The organism is Streptomyces sp. NPDC044033, from assembly GCF_056434425.1.
In genome coordinates this window covers 337685-354281 of sequence record NZ_JBWKFF010000004.1, presented here as the reverse complement: position 1 = coordinate 354281, position 16597 = coordinate 337685, and the positions used below count along the sequence as shown (strand labels likewise).

General features: G+C 70.8%; 14 protein-coding genes. 9 read left to right on the top strand and 5 right to left on the bottom strand.

Features of this window, described 5'->3' with window-relative positions:
* Positions 1-3: 3 nt before the first annotated feature.
* From AC07AB_RS11080 to AC07AB_RS11060, 5 genes are all read left to right on the top strand, one after another.
* Positions 4-876, top strand: a complete 873-nt coding sequence (locus AC07AB_RS11080; protein ID WP_478563508.1) for a fumarylacetoacetate hydrolase family protein — start codon at positions 4-6, stop codon at positions 874-876.
* Positions 877-903: 27 nt separating this feature from the next.
* The gene (locus AC07AB_RS11075; RefSeq protein WP_478563505.1) at positions 904-1728 is read left to right on the top strand and encodes a phytanoyl-CoA dioxygenase family protein; all 825 of its coding nucleotides are present in this window, start codon (positions 904-906) and stop codon (positions 1726-1728) included.
* Positions 1728-3467 carry a thiamine pyrophosphate-binding protein gene (locus AC07AB_RS11070; RefSeq protein WP_478563502.1) on the top strand — a complete coding sequence of 580 codons (1740 nt, stop codon included), beginning with the start codon at positions 1728-1730 and terminating at the stop codon, positions 3465-3467. Before AC07AB_RS11075 ends, AC07AB_RS11070 begins: the two co-directional genes overlap by 1 nt.
* Before the next feature lie 95 nt (positions 3468-3562).
* Complete coding sequence (locus AC07AB_RS11065; protein WP_478563499.1) at positions 3563-4732, top strand: MFS transporter; 1170 nt, start codon at positions 3563-3565, stop codon at positions 4730-4732.
* Complete coding sequence (locus AC07AB_RS11060; protein ID WP_478563498.1) at positions 4725-5495, top strand: SDR family oxidoreductase; 771 nt, start codon at positions 4725-4727, stop codon at positions 5493-5495. Before AC07AB_RS11065 ends, AC07AB_RS11060 begins: the two co-directional genes overlap by 8 nt.
* A gap of 161 nt (positions 5496-5656) precedes the next feature.
* On the opposite strand, the gene AC07AB_RS11055 is transcribed toward AC07AB_RS11060, so the two are convergent.
* Entirely contained in the window at positions 5657-7129 is a 1473-nt protein-coding gene (locus AC07AB_RS11055; RefSeq protein ID WP_478563495.1) for an MFS transporter, read from the bottom strand.
* Between the two features lie 199 nt (positions 7130-7328).
* Between AC07AB_RS11055 and AC07AB_RS11050 the strand changes: the two genes are divergently transcribed.
* Positions 7329-8048 carry a TetR/AcrR family transcriptional regulator gene (locus tag AC07AB_RS11050; RefSeq protein ID WP_478563492.1) on the top strand — a complete coding sequence of 240 codons (720 nt, stop codon included), beginning with the start codon at positions 7329-7331 and terminating at the stop codon, positions 8046-8048.
* Here AC07AB_RS11050 and AC07AB_RS11045 read toward each other — a convergent pair.
* Positions 8045-9361 carry a M64 family metallopeptidase gene (locus AC07AB_RS11045; protein WP_478563489.1) on the bottom strand — a complete coding sequence of 439 codons (1317 nt, stop codon included), beginning with the start codon at positions 9359-9361 and terminating at the stop codon, positions 8045-8047. The two genes, AC07AB_RS11050 and AC07AB_RS11045, sit on opposite strands and share 4 nt — an antisense overlap.
* Positions 9362-9554: 193 nt before the next feature.
* Positions 9555-10868 carry an alpha/beta fold hydrolase gene (locus AC07AB_RS11040; protein WP_478563486.1) on the bottom strand — a complete coding sequence of 438 codons (1314 nt, stop codon included), beginning with the start codon at positions 10866-10868 and terminating at the stop codon, positions 9555-9557.
* A 93-nt stretch (positions 10869-10961) separates the two neighbouring features.
* On the opposite strand from AC07AB_RS11040, the gene AC07AB_RS11035 reads away from it, so the two are divergent.
* A complete protein-coding gene (locus tag AC07AB_RS11035) occupies positions 10962-12332 on the top strand; it encodes a helix-turn-helix domain-containing protein (RefSeq protein WP_478563483.1) in 1371 nt (456 codons plus the stop codon).
* A 123-nt stretch (positions 12333-12455) separates the two neighbouring features.
* Here the strand turns inward: AC07AB_RS11035 and AC07AB_RS11030 are convergent, their stop codons facing one another.
* Positions 12456-13364 (bottom strand): DUF4344 domain-containing metallopeptidase, encoded by a 909-nt coding sequence (locus tag AC07AB_RS11030; protein WP_478563480.1) that lies wholly within the window; start codon positions 13362-13364, stop codon positions 12456-12458.
* A gap of 318 nt (positions 13365-13682) precedes the next feature.
* Between AC07AB_RS11030 and AC07AB_RS11025 the strand changes: the two genes are divergently transcribed.
* Positions 13683-14366 carry a response regulator gene (locus AC07AB_RS11025; protein WP_478563477.1) on the top strand — a complete coding sequence of 228 codons (684 nt, stop codon included), beginning with the start codon at positions 13683-13685 and terminating at the stop codon, positions 14364-14366.
* A gap of 76 nt (positions 14367-14442) precedes the next feature.
* Complete coding sequence (locus AC07AB_RS11020; protein ID WP_478563474.1) at positions 14443-15624, top strand: sensor histidine kinase; 1182 nt, start codon at positions 14443-14445, stop codon at positions 15622-15624.
* A gap of 181 nt (positions 15625-15805) precedes the next feature.
* Here the strand turns inward: AC07AB_RS11020 and AC07AB_RS11015 are convergent, their stop codons facing one another.
* A complete protein-coding gene (locus tag AC07AB_RS11015) occupies positions 15806-16165 on the bottom strand; it encodes an STAS domain-containing protein (RefSeq protein ID WP_478563625.1) in 360 nt (119 codons plus the stop codon).
* Positions 16166-16597 lie beyond the last annotated feature (432 nt).

The following is a 16597-nucleotide window of genomic DNA, read 5'->3' as shown; positions in this document are numbered from 1 at the left end:
AATTTGAACATCAAGGTCTACCCGCACGTAGTCGACCAGCAGCAGGACATCGTCCTGGAGGACCACGACGGCTACAAGGCTTCGGTGCGCCAGTTGGCGGACGCGCTGAACGAGTCGCTGCCGCTCGATGTCGCCCAGCTCATCTCGGCGCAGAAGATGCAGCGGCTGTCCGACGCGTTCCGCGAACAGCGCGCCGCCGGCCGTGAGGGCATAGCCGCCGGACCGGTCTCACTCCGGGACTCGCTGCTCCTGTCGTCCATACCGCAGATCTGGGGCGTGGGGCTCAACTTCGTGGCCCACGCGAAGGACTTGGAGGCCACCCAGCCCGCCTTCCCCGGCTCGTACCTGCGCCCGTACAGCTGCGTGATCGCCAACGGCGACGCCATCAAGATCCCCGCGCAGTCCTCCCGCGTCACCGCCGAGGCGGAGCTGGGGATCGTGCTGGGGAAGGATGCCAAGAACGTCTCCGCGGAATACGCGTTCGACTACATTCTCGGATTCACCACCGTCATCGACATGACGGCCGAGGACGCCATCCGGGAGAACCTCCGGTACATCCCCTGGAGCAAGGGCTTCGACACCTTTGCCAGCATCGGGCCGAGCCTGGTGCTGCGGGATCAGGAGCAGAGCAAGGACCTCGACGACATCTGCATCACCACTTACCTCAACGACGAGGTCGTCGCGCGTAATACCGCCAGCAATATGAAGCACAACCCGGCGAAGATTCTGGAGTACTTCTCCGCCGGCCGCACACTCCCGGCCGGAACCGTCATCGCCACCGGCACGCCCGGCGCCGCGGTCATTTCGCCCGGTGACACCGTACGCGCCGAGGTCACCGGCATCGGTGTGCTGGAACACCCCGTCGAAGCAGCGTAGTCGCAGAAATCCGAGGAAGGATCAGAAATGGTATTCGAGGCCGCGCACTTCGACCAGCTGGCTGAAGAGGGCTACTGCGTCATCGAGAACTACCTCGATCCCGAAACCGTGCAGAACCTGCGGGGCGTATCGGAGGAGATCCTCTCGCGGGGTGTCGGCGGCACGATGCCGCCGAGCCTGTTCCTGGAGAGCCCCGAGCTCAAGGAAGCGCTCTTCTCCGAGAAGTTCTACGAGATGGTGGCCGACCTCAACAACAAGGTCGGCACCCTCCTGCTGTACCCGAACTTCACCATCCGCAAGGGGCTGGTGGTCAATTGGCACATCGACGACCGCATGCTGTCGGTGCCCGTCAACAAGTCCGGTGACTTCCCCGCGATCCTGATGTTCAACATCTACCTCCAGGACAACGACCCCTTCAAGGGCGGGGGCATGGACATCGTCCAGTCGAGCCCGCTGCGCTCCCGGGAGGAGCGCGAGGACCTTGTCCGCAACCACGAGTACACGCAGCGGAACACCGTGCGGAACAAGGCCGGCGATCTGGTGATCTTCGACTACCGCGCGGTGCACCGCGGCACCCAGCCGCAGGTCGAGAGCGCTGTCGAACGCCTCGCCCTGCAGTGGACGTTCTCCGTCGGCGGTGCGGTCACCCAGGACTACCTGCGGTACCTGCGGGCCCGGCTGACGGAGAAGCTGCACATCTCGGATTACACCAACCACAAGGCGAACAACTTCTTCGCCGACCTGCCCAACATCTCCCGCGAGCTCATCGAGGAGTCGTGCGGCAGGACCGTCTTCAACGACGGCATCGGGTACCGCGGTCTGTCCGACATCGTGGAACAGGAATCCCACTGATGCCGAACGTGTCCCGTGTGATCCTGGATTCCCTCTGGGACGAGGGGGTTTCGACCTTCTTCATGGTCCCGGGGAAGATGATCAACGCGTTCATGTCGAACTACCGGGCGGCGGACCCCGCGGGCCACCCTCGGATCTCGCCGGTGGTCGCCGCCGCCGAAGGCGGAGCCGCGGCGATGGCCGACGGTTATGCCAGGGCCTCGGAGGGGACCGGCGTGGCGGTCGCGCTGGACGGTCCGGGGGTGGCCAACGCCGTCGCGGGCCTGGTCAACGCGAACGCGGACCGTTCGCCCGTAACGCTGCTGTCTGGGCATGTGCCCAGGGGGTTCGACGCCCATGACGCCCTCCAGGACGTGACGCCCACCGGCCTCGATGTCGCGGCGATGCTGACCCCCGTCACCAGCTCGTCGCTCCAAGTGCGCAGCGCACAGCACCCGATCAGGTACTGGAACATCACGCTGAGGAAGCTGGTCGAGTCCCCTACCCGGCCGGTGTATCTCTCCTACGCCGCGGATGTGCTGGCCGCGGACACGGACGAGTCCGCCATCAGCATGCGCTCGCTCTCCACCTCGCGCGTGCAGTGCGACCAGCGGGATCTCGAACGCGTGCTCACCGCGGTCAACGCGTCGGCGAGTGTCGCCGTGCTGGTGGGGTCGCACGCCAACAAGAAGGATGTCCGGCGGCTGCTCACCCGGCTGTCCGCATCCCACGACATCCTTGTCGGCTGCACCGTGGACGCCAAGGGCGCCTTCACCGAGAGCCACCCGAACAGTGTCGGCGTGTTCGGGTACTCGGGAAATCCGCGGGCCACCGAACTCTTCACGGAACAAACCCCCGAAACAGTGCTGTTGCTCGGGTGCCGGCCGACGCAGTGGAACACCAACGCGTACGACCCCCGCCTCTCACGTGCCCAGAACGTCATCGAAGTGACCTCCTCGGTCGAGGACATCGGCAATTTCTCGCCGGGCTCTCAGACCCTGCTCTGCGATGAGCTGCTGTTCCTGCGGCACTGGGAGGCGTCCCTGGCGGGACCTGGAGAAGGGGCCGGGGCGGCGGGGCAGGCCGGCGCGGGATTCTCCGGAAACGCGGAACTCCGGGAACGCGCACAGCGCACACCGCTGTGCGTCCCCCTTCCGGACGAGGACGCCGGCGCGATGCATCCCGGGCGTGCGGTGGAGTGTCTGAACAAGTGGCTGGGCGACCGCGCCTGCATAGCGGATTCGGGAAACCACAGGTCTTTCGCCACGCACTACTGGAAGACGGACATCGACGCCGGCTTCTACTCCAGTACCACCATGGGCGTCATGGGCTGGGCCTTCGGTGCGGCCATCGGCGTCTCCTTCGCCCGGGAAGAACCGTGCCTCGTCATCACGGGGGACGGCTGCGCCCTGATGGGCGGCGCCGAGATCCAGACCGCCGTGCGATATCGCAGGAACATCATCTTCGCGATCTTCGACAACTCCGCCTACGGCGCGACGCATATGAACAACAAGCAGAACCTTCCGGAGCTGAGCGTTCTTCCGGACCACGACTGGGTGAAGTTCGCCGAGTCCCTCGGGGCGGAGGGATTCCGGGTGAACTCGCTCGAAGAGCTGGACGCCGTAGTGCAGAAGATCAAGGGCAACGGCGGCGTCCAGGTACTGCATATAGCCGTCGACCGCGACACCGCCACCCCAGCGCGGTCGTACCAGGAGAACCTGAAGTCCTTCGCGCGGTCGAAGAGTGAAAGTCATGCATGACTCGGCCCGTCCGGCACGGTGCTGAGATGCGCACAACAGAAATAACACAGAGGTAGGCGGCGGAGATGTCTGGTGCGAAGTTTACGAGCAATGAGGTGCGCGTACTTTTCTTCGCTTTTTTCAGTGTTGTCATCGGTCTGATGGCAGTAGATTTTTTCAACCCGTCTCTCCCGGCCATCCAAAAGGACCTGGATGTCGGGCAGGGCACCATGAAGAACCTCATCGTGTTCTACATGATCGTGCTCGGCCTGGCCCAGTTCTTCTACGGGAGTCTCTCTGACGCCAAGGGCCGTAAGATCGCCCTGACGTCAGGACTCGGCGTCGCCGCAGTGGGTCTGTTCCTGGGCTATCTCGCCCAAAATATCGTCGTGCTGGACATCTCCCGCGTGCTGACCGCCCTGGGCACAGCATCGTGCACCGTGATCTCCCGAGCATTGATCGTGGACACCCTGCAAGAGCCCGGAAAGCTGCGCAAGGCGTTCTCCTACTTTTCGATGGCAAGTCAGCTGTCGCCGTCGCTGGCCCCGCTGATCGGCAGCTTCATCGGAATCCACTTCGGCTGGCACGTACAGTTCCTGCTGTTCGCGGTGGCGATCGTCGCCGGGCTGATCATGATTGCCACGATGATGCCGGAGACCCACCCGGCGCCGGCGGCCGGCCAGCCGAAGACCGGCAAGCTGGAGGCGTATACGAGCGTTCTCAAGAACGTCAACTTCACTTCGTACAGCATCGCCTCCGCGCTGATCTTCTCCTTCACCATCGCGTTCTACGCGACAGCGCCCTTCGCGTTCGACGCGCTGGGGGTCAGCCCGCTGGGCAACAGCCTGTTCTACATTCTCTATTCGGTATCCATCATCTGCGGCTCGTTCTTCAACAGCTGGATCAGCTGGACGCCGAAGGACACCTATATCCGCGGCCTCGCGGCCTACCTGGTGATATTCGTGGTCTCGGCCTTCTCGGACCTGGACAGCAGTCTGTGGAAGATCGGCCTGTTCTCGGTCGCGCTGGGCTTCACCTGCGGTGTGGTGGCGCCACTCACCCTGACCTTGAGCATGACCATGGTGGAGAAGTCCCGCGGTGCGGCCAGCGCGCTCCAGGGCGCCATCAAGATGTTCTTCACCGGCCTGCTGCTGCTGGTGTTCGACACCGTGGTCATCACCGGGTTCACCACCATCGCGCTGATCTTCCTCGGGTTCGCGGCAGTGCTGCTGGCCCTGCATGTGTTCACCACTGCCGCGAATCGAAAGGAGAAAGTCAGTGCGTGACAAGACGGCCCTGGTACTGGGCGGGACCTCGGGTATCGGCCTGGGGATCGCGCGGAGTCTCGCGGCGCGGGGCGCCGCGGTGACCATCGCCGGCCGCGACGCGGACCGAGCCGGCAGGACGGCGGCGGCCATCACGCTGCCGGCCGGTGCCGCCGCCGTCTCCGGGATCGGTCTCGACCTCTCCCGGCCGGACGGGATCGCGGACGCCCTGCTGCGGCACGGCGAGAGTTACGACGTGGTCGTGCTCAACGGTCCGGGGTACCGGCCCGGCAGAGTCACCGCCGCGACGTCGGACGACTTCTCCCAGGCGTACGGCTGCATGTTCCTCTCGCTCCAGCAGGTGGTCGAGTCGGTCATCGGCGCCATGCGGAAGAATCAGTGGGGCAGGCTGCTGTACGTCTCTTCGAGCTCGGTCATCGCGCCCATCGGCGAGCTCGCCGTCTCCTCGGTCGTCCGCGCGGCCGTGAATTCGTACATGAAGCTGCTGTCCAACGAACTCGCCGCCGACGGCATCACCGTGAACTCGATCGTCCCCGGCCGCATCGACACCCCGCGCGTGCAGGCGGTCGACGCGACGCGGGCCCGTGACCGGGGCATCACCGCCGACGAGGTCCGGGCGGGCGCGGAAGGTCTCATCCCGGCCGGGCGGTACGGAACGCCCGAGGACATGGGGGAGTTGGCGGCCTTCCTGTGCTCGGACCGGGCGGGCTACCTCACCGGCTCCGCCTTCCGGTGCGACGGCGGGATGACCACCGCGCTGTGACCGACGGCTCCCCGGTGCCGATACGGCACCGGGGAGCCCGGGTTCTCTGAGGCCGTCCCGTGCCGGCAGGCCCGGATGACGGGCCGCACGGCGGGCCGGATCGGCACTACGCGCCCGGTGGGCCGGAGCAGTGCTACGCCGCGCGGCGGACCGGAGCGGTGTTACGCCGCCGGGTGGCGCTCCGGGCGGCCCGGCAGGAGGAGGCTGCCGACGGCCGCGCACGCGGTGAACGCGGCGGCGACCAGCAGGGCGCGCCCGTACCCGGCGGTCAGGGCGGCGGCGGTGTCGTGCGGGTGGGACATCAGATGCGAGGCCGTGGTGTGGGAGGCGATGGTCGCGAGGACCGCGAGACCGATCGCGCCGCCCACCTGGCGCGAGGTGTTGACCAGGCCGGAGGCCAGGCCCGCCTCGGCACGGGCGGTGCCGGCGGTCGCGGCGACCGTCGCGGGCATCATCGACAGACCCATGCCGAGCGCGCAGAGCATCAGCGGCACCAGCACGTCAGCGGCGAAGTTGCCTTGCACGCCGATGAACGACAGCCAGGCGAAGCCGGCGGTGCTGAGGATCATGCCGCTGACCAGCAGGGGGCGCGGCCCGGTACGGCCGATGAGCCGGGTGGCGACCTGCGCGCCCACGATGACCGAGACGGACCCGGGCAGGAAGCTGAGCCCGGCCTGGATCGCGCTGTAGCCGAGGACCTGCTGGTGGTAGAGGGAGAGCAGGAACCACATCGAGAACATGGCCGAGCCCATGAGCAGCACCACGATGTTGGAGGTGGCCAGCGTGCGGCGGCGCAGGATCGCGAGCGGCACCAGCGGGTGGGCGACCTTCGACTCGATGACGACGAACGCGGCGAGCAGGAGCACGGCGCCGCCGAGCGAGGCCCAGACCTCGGGGGCGCTCCAGTCGTGGCTCTCGGTCGAGATGATGCCGTAGACCAGTGCGGTCAGGCCGGCCGTCACGGAGACGGCGCCGGGGATGTCGAGGCGGCGGAGGCCGCCCCGGATGCCGGCCGCGGCCGGTACATACGCGACGGCGGCGGCTATCAGGGCCACGCCGAGCGGGACGTTGACGAAGAAGACCCAGCGCCAGCCCGCGTACTGGGTGAGGACGCCGCCGATGACCGCGCCCGTCGCGCCGCCGGCCGCCATGACGGCGCTCCAGGCGCCCATGGCGCGGGTACGGGCCTGCGGCTCGGTGAACGTCGTCATGATCAGGGTGAGGGTGGCGGGCGCGAGGACCGCGCCGCCGACGCCCTGCACCGCGCGGGCGGCGACCAGGGCCGCGCCGTTGGTGGCGAGGCCGCAGACCAGCGAGGCGAGGGTGAACACGCCGAGCCCGGTGAGCAGCGCCTTCTTCGTGCCGACGAGGTCGGCGCCGCGCCCGCCGAGCAGCAGCAGGCCCGCGAAGCCGAGGGTGTAGGCGTTGACGATCCACTGCTGTCCGGCGGCGCTCAGGTGCAGGGTGTCCCGCATCGCGGGGAGCGCGACGTTCACGATCGACACATCGAGGATGACCATGAACTGCGCCGCACACGCGATGACGAGGATCGCCGTGGTCGGCAGCCGCTTCGAGGCGGGCGGATGACCACCGGTACCGGTGCTCGTGACGGACGGGGCGGACACGGTTTTCATGGCGGGGACTCCAGGTGGTGCTGAGCGGTACCGGGCGGCGCTGAGCCGCGCGCGGCGGCGCGTGGAGAGATGCGCCGGCGGTCGCGCGGGGCGGTGGCGCACCGAGTCGTGCGGGGTGGCGCCACTCCAGACAAAACTAGAGCAGCTATAAAAATATAGCACCTATATTTTTCTTCGGGCGCCGCGATACCCTGGCCTCATGACGGAGCACTCGCCCACCGCCGTTGCCGCCCCCGCCGGGACCGGAATCCGCCCCCGCAAGAGGGAGCGCACCCGCTGCGCCATCTACGACGCGGCTTTCCGGCTCTTCGCCGAGCAGGGCTTCGACTCCGTCACCCTCACCCGGATCGCGGCCGAGGCCGACGTCGCCCCCGCCACCGTCTTCACGCACTTCGCCTCGAAAGAGGACATTTTCTTCAGCCGCAGGCAGGAGTTCATCGCCAAGCTCCCCGACGCCGTCGCGGACGCCCCCACAGGTGCCGAACTCATCGCGCAGCTACGGCACTTCTATATCGACTCCTTCGAGCTCGTACTGTCCGACCACTGGGTCGACAGGGGCCGCGTCTTCGCCCGCATCCTGCTGGAGAGCGCCGCGCTGCGCCGCAGCTTCCTGCCGCTCCTGGAGCAACGCAAGCTGCTGCTGACCGAGCACCTCATCGAACGGGCCGGTGAGGCGGGCGAAGATCCCGTACACCGGCAGGAGCTGACGCTCTTCGCGGCGTTCGTCGTCTCGGTGGGCACCACCGCCTTCGACGCCCTGCACAGCGAGCTCGCGGCGGGCGAGCCGGTCTCCCGGGTCCGCGAGGACGTCCACGACCTCCTCGACCGGGGCTTCCACCGGCTCACCCGCGCGTACGCCGACAGCGGGCTGCTGGACGTATCCGGCGGACGCGACGCCGCCGGACCCGGCGCCTCTTAGCCCGCGACCTTCCAGGTCAGCGACCCCGTGAGCGACCCGCGCAGCGCCGGGTCCCGGACCGCGTCCGTACGGTCGGCGGCCCGGGCCGTGACGGTGTGCGGGCGGCCGTCGGCGGGCAGGCCGAGCGTGCGCGGCGACACCGTCGCCGTCCCGCGCGCGGATGCGGCCTCGCGGCCGTCGACGTACCACTGGACGCGCGCCGACGCCGGGGCCTGCACGGTGATGCCGCTCGTACGGGCCAGCGGCCGGTCGGTCGGCGTGGTGCTGCTCAGCACGGACGCGTGCCGGTAGAAGCCCGCGATCATCGCCTCCCGGCCGGGCAGGTTGAACTGCCGGCCCAGCGTCCGCATGATCGAGTTCTCGGTCGGGCGGTAGAGCCCGTGCTGGTAGTAGCCGCCGCCCTCGTACGCGCCGACCGTCCCGCCGTCCGGCGAGGTCTGCCCGAGCCAGCGGTACCACTTCTTGTGCTGGGCGCCCATCGGGCCGGCCGTGAGCTTGCTGATGTTGGCCTCGGCGGGCTCGGGCCCGGAGTAGGTGCCGGGCTGCCCGTAGTCGTACTCGTCGGCGAGCTTGCCCAGCGAGTGGCCCGTCTCGTGGACGGCGACCTGGTCGGACTGGGCGTTGTCGGAGGAGGCCGTGGCGATGCCGTCGTACCCGACCTGGGAGCTGACGTCGTTGTAGCCCGCGCCGCCGTACTTGGTGGAGTTGGAGAGCACCACGACGAGATCGGCGGCGGGGGCCTTGGCCGCGTACGACTCGACCTTGCCGGTGTCCACGCACAGCAGCCGCTCGATGCCGTCGCAGAAGAAGGCCGAGCCGAGGGCGGTGTTCTTGACCACGCTCTGGACGGGGTCGCCGGAGACGCCGGACTGCTTCGAGACGGCGTCGACGGCCCAGACGTTGAAGAGGTTCTTGTACGAGGCGTAGGGCTGGACGGCGGAGATCTTCGCCCACTTGGTACGGACGTCCGCGTGGAAGTCCCCCTGCTGCGACTTGGTGTAGCCGTCGCCGATGAAGACGACGTCGAGCTTGCTGCCCACGGGCCCGTTGCGCACGATCGAGGTGACGTCGCCGTCGGCGGCGATCGACGACCTGGCCGCCGGGGACAGCGGCTTCGCGGCGGGAACGGTGGTGTGCAGGGGGTGGCCGCCCGGGCCGTTGAAGTACTCGACCCGGTCCACGGGCCGGGGGCTCGGCGTCGCCGCCGCGCCCGGGCCGGCGGCGCCGGCCGTGGCCGTCGTGGCCGCGGCCAGCGCCGCCGTAATGGCGACGCCGGCCGCTATCGCGCCGCGAAGGGGTATTCGTCTGCGCATGGTGTCCTCCCGAAGCCCGCCGCTTAAGCGGCGAATCAAGCCGGATTAAGGCGCGGCTCAACGTAGGGGCTATCGGGACGCCAGGCAATGGATGGGGCGCAAGACGTCTATGAGGGCGACGAGTTGTCCGGTATGGCGTCACCTGCCCTACGGGCTTCGGATGTCACACCTCGCCCGGCACGGGCCCCGGCCCTCACGCCTCATCCCGTACGAGCCGCAGCAGCCGGTCCATCACCACGCCGTCCCCCGTCCGCACGCCGTCGTGCTCGAACTCGTCCGTGACCCAGGTGCGCAGGCCCCGGATCGCGCGGGCGGTACTCAGCGAGTGGGCGGTGTCGACGTACAGGTCGTCGTGGTAGATCGCGGCGGCCACCGGCACCTCGTTGCGGGCGAGCTGAGCCGGGTCGTACAGCGGGCCCCACCCCTCCCGCTCGGCGAGCAGCTCGGCGGTACGGCGCAGCGGGCGCAGGGCGGGGTGGGTGCGGAGCATCCAGGGGTGCACCGTCTCACCCGTGAAGAGGAAGGGGTCGCCGGTATCGAAATGCCGGTCGAATTCCGGAAATTCGCTCCTTACGCGCTCGGCCGCCCAGTGCGTGGCGCGCCCGTCCTGGGCATAAGTGGCCTCATGGAGCAGTGCGTAGAGGGGGTTGGCGGCGTGCGAGAGCACGGCGGCGACCTGTTCCCCGAACCCGTCGGACAGCCGCGGCCCGGCGAGGGCCGACACGAAGGCGGACTCCAGGAGGTAGTGCAGCCGGTGCGAACCGTCGCCCGTGCCGAGGAGGATGCCGAGCTGCTGGAACGCCTCGGGCGTCAGGAGCGTGCCGTCGGCCAGCACCTCCTCGCGGCCCGCGAGGTGCTCGGCGATGCGGCGGGCGGCGGCCTCGTCCTGGGGGTAGCGGTCGTAGTGGGCGAGGGTCTTGCGCTCCATCCTGGGGTAGGCGGCGCGGTAGACGGCCTCCGCGTCGGCGTCGAGCCCCGGCAGCCCGCCGGTGATCAGCACCTCGGCGAGCCCCTCGGGCGCGTACGAGAGGTAGCTGACCGCGCAGAACCCGCCGAAGCTCTGGCCGAGTACGCTCCAGGGCCGGCCGCCGGTCAGCTGGGCGCGGACCAGTTCGCAGTCGCGGACGATCGCGTCGGCGCGGAAGTGCGCGAGGTAGTCCGCCTGCTCCTCGGGCGCGCCGCGCAGCGGCAGCGTCTGCCGGTCGGCGGGGGTGGAGCGGCCGGTGCCGCGCTGGTCGAGGAGGAGTACGCGGTAGTCGCCGAGGGCCCGGCCGAGCCAGCCCGCGCGGCCGACGGGGCGGGGCGCGGCGTTGCCGGGGCCGCCCTGGAGGAACAGCAGCCAGGGCAGTTCCTCGTGGGCGCGGGCGCTCGCGACGATCTCGCGGGCGTAGAGCTGGATCCGTTCCCCCGTGGGGGCCTTATGGTCGAGCGGCACGTCGAAGACGTGATCGGTGAGAACGAGACCGGGCTGGCGGACAGAGGTTTTCCCGGCGGCGGCCTTCGGCATCTGTTCCATCCTCACTTCGGCGGGGCGCACAACAGCGCGTAATGGGTTCGATAACCCGACTTTCCTAAGGGCTTAACCTACCGAGGGGCAGCGGTGGCTCAGAAGAACGACAACGGCGGACGGACCGACGGTCCGGCCGTCATAGGGCGCCGCGTGCTGCGGCTGCGCACGGAACGCGGCCTCACCCAGCGCCGGCTCGCCGAACCCGCCTACACCGCGGCCTATGTCTCCACCCTCGAAGCCGGGAAGGTACGGCCCTCCGAGACCGCCCTGCGCTATCTCGCCGGCCGACTCGGCGTGGACTACGAGGAGCTGGCCACCGGCCGGCCCCCGCACCTGGCGACCGAGCTGCGGCTGCGGCTGACCGACGCCCGCCGCGCGCTGGCCATCGGCGCGGCCGAGGACGCCCGCGCCCTGTTCCGGCCGCTGCGCGAGGAGGCCGCCGCGCTCGCGCTCGTACCGGAGGAGGCGGCGGCGCTGCTCGGACTCGGCGACTGCGCGCTGGAGACCGGCCATCTCACCGACGCCCGCGACCACTTCGCCGACGCCGAGCGGCTGCTCGCCGACGAGCCCCTCCCCCGGCGCGCGCCCGCGCTCCGCGGCCGGGCCACCGCACACCTCCTGGCGGGCGAACTGCGCTACGCCTGCTACCTCCTGGAGACCGCGGTCGACGAGCTGAACGCCTCCGGGCTGCACGACCCGGACGCCCTGCTGCTCCTCTACACCGCCTCGATCGCCCCCTACATGGACATGGGCGCACACGCCCGCGCGGCCCACGCCGCCGAACTGGCGCTGGCCCTCGCACCGCAGGTCCGCGACCCGGAGCTGGTCGCCGGGATGCACCGCGGGGTGGCCCGTACGCTCCTCGCCGAGGGCCGGACGGCGGAGGCCGACGCCTCCCTCGACAAGGCTCGGGAGCTGTACCAGCAGTTGCAGATCCGTACCGACCTCGCCCACTGCCACTGGATGCTGGGGTACGTGCACGCGCAGGACGGCGACCTGGAGCGGGCCGAGCGCGAGCTGCGCACGGCGCGCTCCATGCTGGCCTCCAAGAAGGCGGCGCTGTTCGTGGTGCAGGTCGAGGTGGAACTGGCCGACGTGCTGCGGCGGCGCGGCCGGCCGGGCGCGGCGGAAGCGCTGCTGCTGCCGCTCCTGGAGGTGGCGGAGCTGAACGCCGACCGGGGCGCGGTGCACGCGGGCGGTGCGCACCGGCTGCTCGGCCTCATCGCGGAGGACCGGGAGGACACGGAGGGCGCCGAGGAGCACTACTGCGCGGCGCTCTCGCTGCTGGAACGGACCGGGGCGGCGGGGGACCTGGCGGACCTGTGCCGGCTGCTGGGCGATCTGCTGCGGCGTACGGGCCGGGTGGAGGCGGCTCTGGACGCGTACCGGACGGGGCTGGGGCACCGGGCCGCCCCGGGCACGACGACGCTGGGACCGGCGCCGGCGGAGCCACCGGTGTAGGCGGCGTCCGGTGCAGGCGGCCTCCGGTGCGGACAGCTCCGGCGTGAGTGGCCTGCGCTGGAGGCGGCCTGCGCTGTAGGAGTCTCCGCTGTAGGAGTCTGCGCTGTAGGCGGCCTCCTCCGGTCAGCGGCTGACCCGGTACGGCGCCAGGAGCGCGTCCCAGCCGCGGCGCAGGTCTCGGTACTCGCCTTCGCACAGCTCGGCGCGGTCCTTGGTGAGCGTTTCGCCGTCGACGAGCTTCTTGTGGCGGGCCGGGGCGGAGCCGTAGACGTAGCAGCGGTAGTTGGCGGCGCGGGCGGCGTCCGGGGAGTGCTCGTCGGAGAAGTCGAGGTCCTCGGGGTCGGTGTCGCGCGCGTAGAGCGTGTAGCTCTCGGCGGCGTCGAGGATCGCCGCGACGCCCGAGGCGCCCCTCGGGATGAGGCTGTACGCCGCGAACTGGTCGGCGACGTCCTCCTCGCGGCCCGTGACCGGCAGGTGGAGCTTGTCCTTCAGTGCGTGCGCGATCTCGTGGTAGAGGGTCTCGGTGAGCACACCCGCGGTCTTGGCGTCGACGGCCCGGCGGCTGTTCTCGTCGTCGCCGCCGTCGCTGAGCGCTTCCTCGAACATGCCGTGGATCTCTGCGACGGAGCCGTAGCAGATGACGATCCGGCCGGTCTCGGCGTCGTACACGTCCTGTTCGGAGTCGCCGCAGGACCTGGCGACGATCTTGACGTCCGACGGCAGCCGCACCCGTTCGCCGACCGCCCGCGCGACCCGCTCGGGGATGCGGCGCTCCATGAGGAAGGCCCGGCCCTTCTCGCTGCCGCCCTTGGCATCGCCGCCCTTGGCGTGGCCGCCTTTCACGGGCTCGTACGAGACGGACAGGCCGCCGCTTGTGGGGGACGCGGCGGCCTGCGACTCGTCGCCGACGCATGCCGTGGTGGCCCCGGCACAGACGCCCATGACCGCCAGAGCCGCCGCGGTACGCCCGAGGGCACGACGGCGCCGCCCGCGGTCGGACGGCCTGGACCGGCCTCCGGCATGGTGCAGCATGGACAGCACTCTGCCGGAGGGTTCCCTGGCACGGAATCCGCCGCGGGTCTTGGATCACCCCCGCCGATGGGCGGGGGTGCGCCGGTGCGCGGCGCGCGTCGGACGGGCGCGCGGGTGCGGGCACCGGGCCGCCCGCGGGTGGTCGGCAGGTGGTCGGCGGGCGGTCGGCGGGCGGTCGGCGGGCGGTCGGCGGGCGCCCCGGCCGGAGACGCCCGCTCCGCTTCGCGCGCGGGTGCGGCAGGCTTGACGGCGGACGGCCTCGACAGCGGACGGCCTCGACGGCAGACGACACGCACGACAGAGGAGAGGTAACGGCCGGTGATCCGAGTAGCGGTGGTGGACGACGAACAGCTCGTCCGGTCCGGGCTGCGGATGATCCTGGGCACGGCCCCGGACATCGAGGTGGTCGCGGAGTGCGGCGGCGGCACGGCCGTGGACACCGTGCTGGGCTGCGCGCCCGACGTCGTCCTCCTCGACATCCGGATGCCGGAGGTCGACGGGCTCACCGTGCTGCGCCGACTGCGCGCGGAACGGCTGCCACCGGCCGTGGCGATGCTCACCACCTTCGACGCCGACGAGTACCTCACGGCGGCGCTGCGCGCCGGGGCCGCGGGCTTCCTCCTCAAGGACACCGACCCGGAACAGCTCGTACGGTCCGTACGGACCCTCGCGGCGGGCGGCAGCGTCCTGGACCCCGGCGTCACCCGCGCCGTCATCGGCGGCTATCTGGCGGCCGGCGCGGAGACGCGCGCGGCCGAGGCCGTGCGGGGGCTCACCCCGCGCGAACGCGAGGTCCTCACCCACGTGGGCGCGGGCCTGGCCAACGCCCGGATCGCCGACCGCATGGGCCTGGCGCCGAGCACGGTCAAGGACCACGTACGAGCGGTGCTCGGCAAGCTCGGCGGCCTCAACCGCGTCCAGGCGGCGATCGTCGCGGACCGCGCGGGCCTGGTGACGGGTCTGGTGCGGGGCCGCCCTTCGCCGACCGTGCCGCCGGCGTGATCAGGGACGGGGCACGGGCGGGCGCCGAACCCCGGCTGCCCGCAGCACCCGCCGCGCCCGCCGTGAGACGACCGACGTGGTGAAGGAGCCCCAGCGGCTGACCGGGCGGCGCGGCGGACGGTGGCTCGACGGCCGGTGCGCGGGCCGCGGGGCCGTCGTCGTGCCCGTGCTGCTCGCGGTCGCCGACGCCGTGCTCGTCAACGGCGTCGACCTCGGTCTGGAGCTCGGCGTCTCGCTCGCGGCGGCCGCGGTGCTGCTGTGGCGGCGGCGGTTCCCGGTCACGGTGTTCGCGGCGACGCTGCCGGGGATCTACATCGGCTACATCTGGTTCGCGCCGATGATCGCCCTCTACACGGTGGCCGCCCGCCGCACCGACCGGCGGCTCCTCGCCACCGCCGGAGTGCTGCTGGCGCTCGCGCACTTCCTGCCGTATCCGCTCTCCGAGCTGACCTGGGACGAGCCCCGCCGGACGGCCCTCTACCTGGTCGACGCGTGCGTCACCGCCGCCGCCCCGCTCGCCCTCGGGCTGCTCACCCGCACCCGCCGTGAACTCGCCGCCCGGCTCGCCGAGCTGACCCGCAGCCGCGCGCGCGAGGACCGGCTCCTGGCGGGCCAGGTGGTCGCCACCGAGCGCGCCCGCCTCGCCCGCGAGATGCACGACGTCGTCGCCCACCAGGTGAGCCTCATCAGCCTCCAGGCCGGTGCCGTGCAGATCAGCACGGCGGACCCGGCGGCGCGCGACGGCGCCCGTACGATCCGCGAGCTGTGCGTACGGACCCTGGACGAGCTGCGCCACCTCGTCGGCATCCTGCGCGCGGCCGGCGGCGACGCCGAGGAACTGGCCCCGCAGCCGCGCCTCGCCGACCTGCCGCGGCTGATCGAAGTCAGCGCGCTCGACGTCGCGTACGAGGACGGCACGGCCGGCGGGAAGGCTGCGGTCCCCGCGGGCCGCTGCCCCGAGGCGGTGGAGCGGGCGGCCTTCCGCACGGTGCAGGAGGCGCTGACCAATGTGCGCAAGCACGCGCCGGGCGCGCGGGTACGGATACGGGTCCGGGCCTGCGAGCCGGACGGGGCCGGGCTGCTGGTCGAGATCCGCAACGGGCCCCCGGACGCGGCGGCGCCCGCGCCGGGGCTGCCGGGCGGCGGCCACGGCCTGGTGGGGCTGCGCGAACGGGCGCAGAGCCTCGGCGGGACGCTGGATGCCTACCCGACGGACGAGGGCGGCTTCGTCGTACGGGCCGAGTTCCCGGGCGCGTAGCGCGAGCCGGGCGCCAGGGCCGTGGCGCGGGTGGCGCGAGCCGGGTCCATCGCGCGCGTCGTACGAGCCGAGTGCCGGGTCCGTAGCACCGCGCGCCGGTACGAGCAGGGCCCGGCCGCTCCGAGCCGTCACCGCCCCGCGCCACCGCCCAGGCGGAGATCGGGCGGAGGTCGGGCGAGGGTCAGGCGGAGAGCGGTTCCGCGGCCTCGTCCGTGGCGGTCGCCAGGTCCGGGTAGACCTCGAAGAGGCGGCGCACACCCAGTGCGGAGAGCACCCGGTTGACGTGCGAGCCGTCGACCGCGCCCTGTGCGGGCAGGATCAGCCGCAGCCGGCCCTGGCAGGACCGCATCAGGCGGCGCGCGGCGATGAGCACGCCGACGCCGCTGGAGTCGCAGAAGCGGACCTCTCCGAGGTCGAGCACCAGGCTCCGGCGCCCCTCGGCGACCGCGTCGTGGACGTGCTGCCGGACCGCCGGCGAGGTCACCAGATCCATCTCACCGGAGACTTGCAGCACGGCCCAATGGCCCTGTTCGCCCTCCATCACTTTCAACGTCACGCGCTCGAAGCCCCTTCGCTCGGTCGCCCTGTCGCTCGCTGTCCGGCGGCTGCCCGGAACGGGCCCTTCCCCGACTGCGGCTGCCCGGCCGCTCCCTCATGAAACACCGTGCGGCGTAAAGGGCTCGTGACGACCCTATGCCCACCTCAGGTACAGAAACCCCAAAGATCCGGTCACACCCGCATAACTCATCGGCCTATTCAGGCAGGAACGATCTGGGTCGATCAGCGACAACCCACCCAAAGTGACCGGACTTATACCATCCGGAGTCGGCCGAGCGTGCACTTTGCCGCAAATCGACGCGCGTTGTCAGTGGCTCGCACTACATTCGATGAGTATGTGAGCGCGGGCACAAGCTGCCGAGAACTGCCCGGAAGCTGATCGGGAGCTGCCGGGGAGGGCACGGCACGGTTCGGA

What these genes read in the sequence shown, in the direction of transcription:
- AC07AB_RS11040 (WP_478563486.1), bottom strand. Translation starts at nt 10,868, where the DNA reads ATGCCGAAGGCCGCCGCCGGGAAAACCTCTGTCCGCCAGCCCGGTCTC.
- AC07AB_RS11075 (WP_478563505.1), top strand. Translation starts at nt 904, where the DNA reads ATGGTATTCGAGGCCGCGCACTTCGACCAGCTGGCTGAAGAGGGCTAC.
- AC07AB_RS11050 (WP_478563492.1), top strand. Translation starts at nt 7,329, where the DNA reads ATGACGGAGCACTCGCCCACCGCCGTTGCCGCCCCCGCCGGGACCGGA.
- AC07AB_RS11030 (WP_478563480.1), bottom strand. Translation starts at nt 13,364, where the DNA reads ATGCTGCACCATGCCGGAGGCCGGTCCAGGCCGTCCGACCGCGGGCGG.
- AC07AB_RS11070 (WP_478563502.1), top strand. Translation starts at nt 1,728, where the DNA reads ATGCCGAACGTGTCCCGTGTGATCCTGGATTCCCTCTGGGACGAGGGG.
- AC07AB_RS11055 (WP_478563495.1), bottom strand. Translation starts at nt 7,129, where the DNA reads ATGAAAACCGTGTCCGCCCCGTCCGTCACGAGCACCGGTACCGGTGGT.
- AC07AB_RS11045 (WP_478563489.1), bottom strand. Translation starts at nt 9,361, where the DNA reads ATGCGCAGACGAATACCCCTTCGCGGCGCGATAGCGGCCGGCGTCGCC.
- AC07AB_RS11015 (WP_478563625.1), bottom strand. Translation starts at nt 16,165, where the DNA reads ATGGAGGGCGAACAGGGCCATTGGGCCGTGCTGCAAGTCTCCGGTGAG.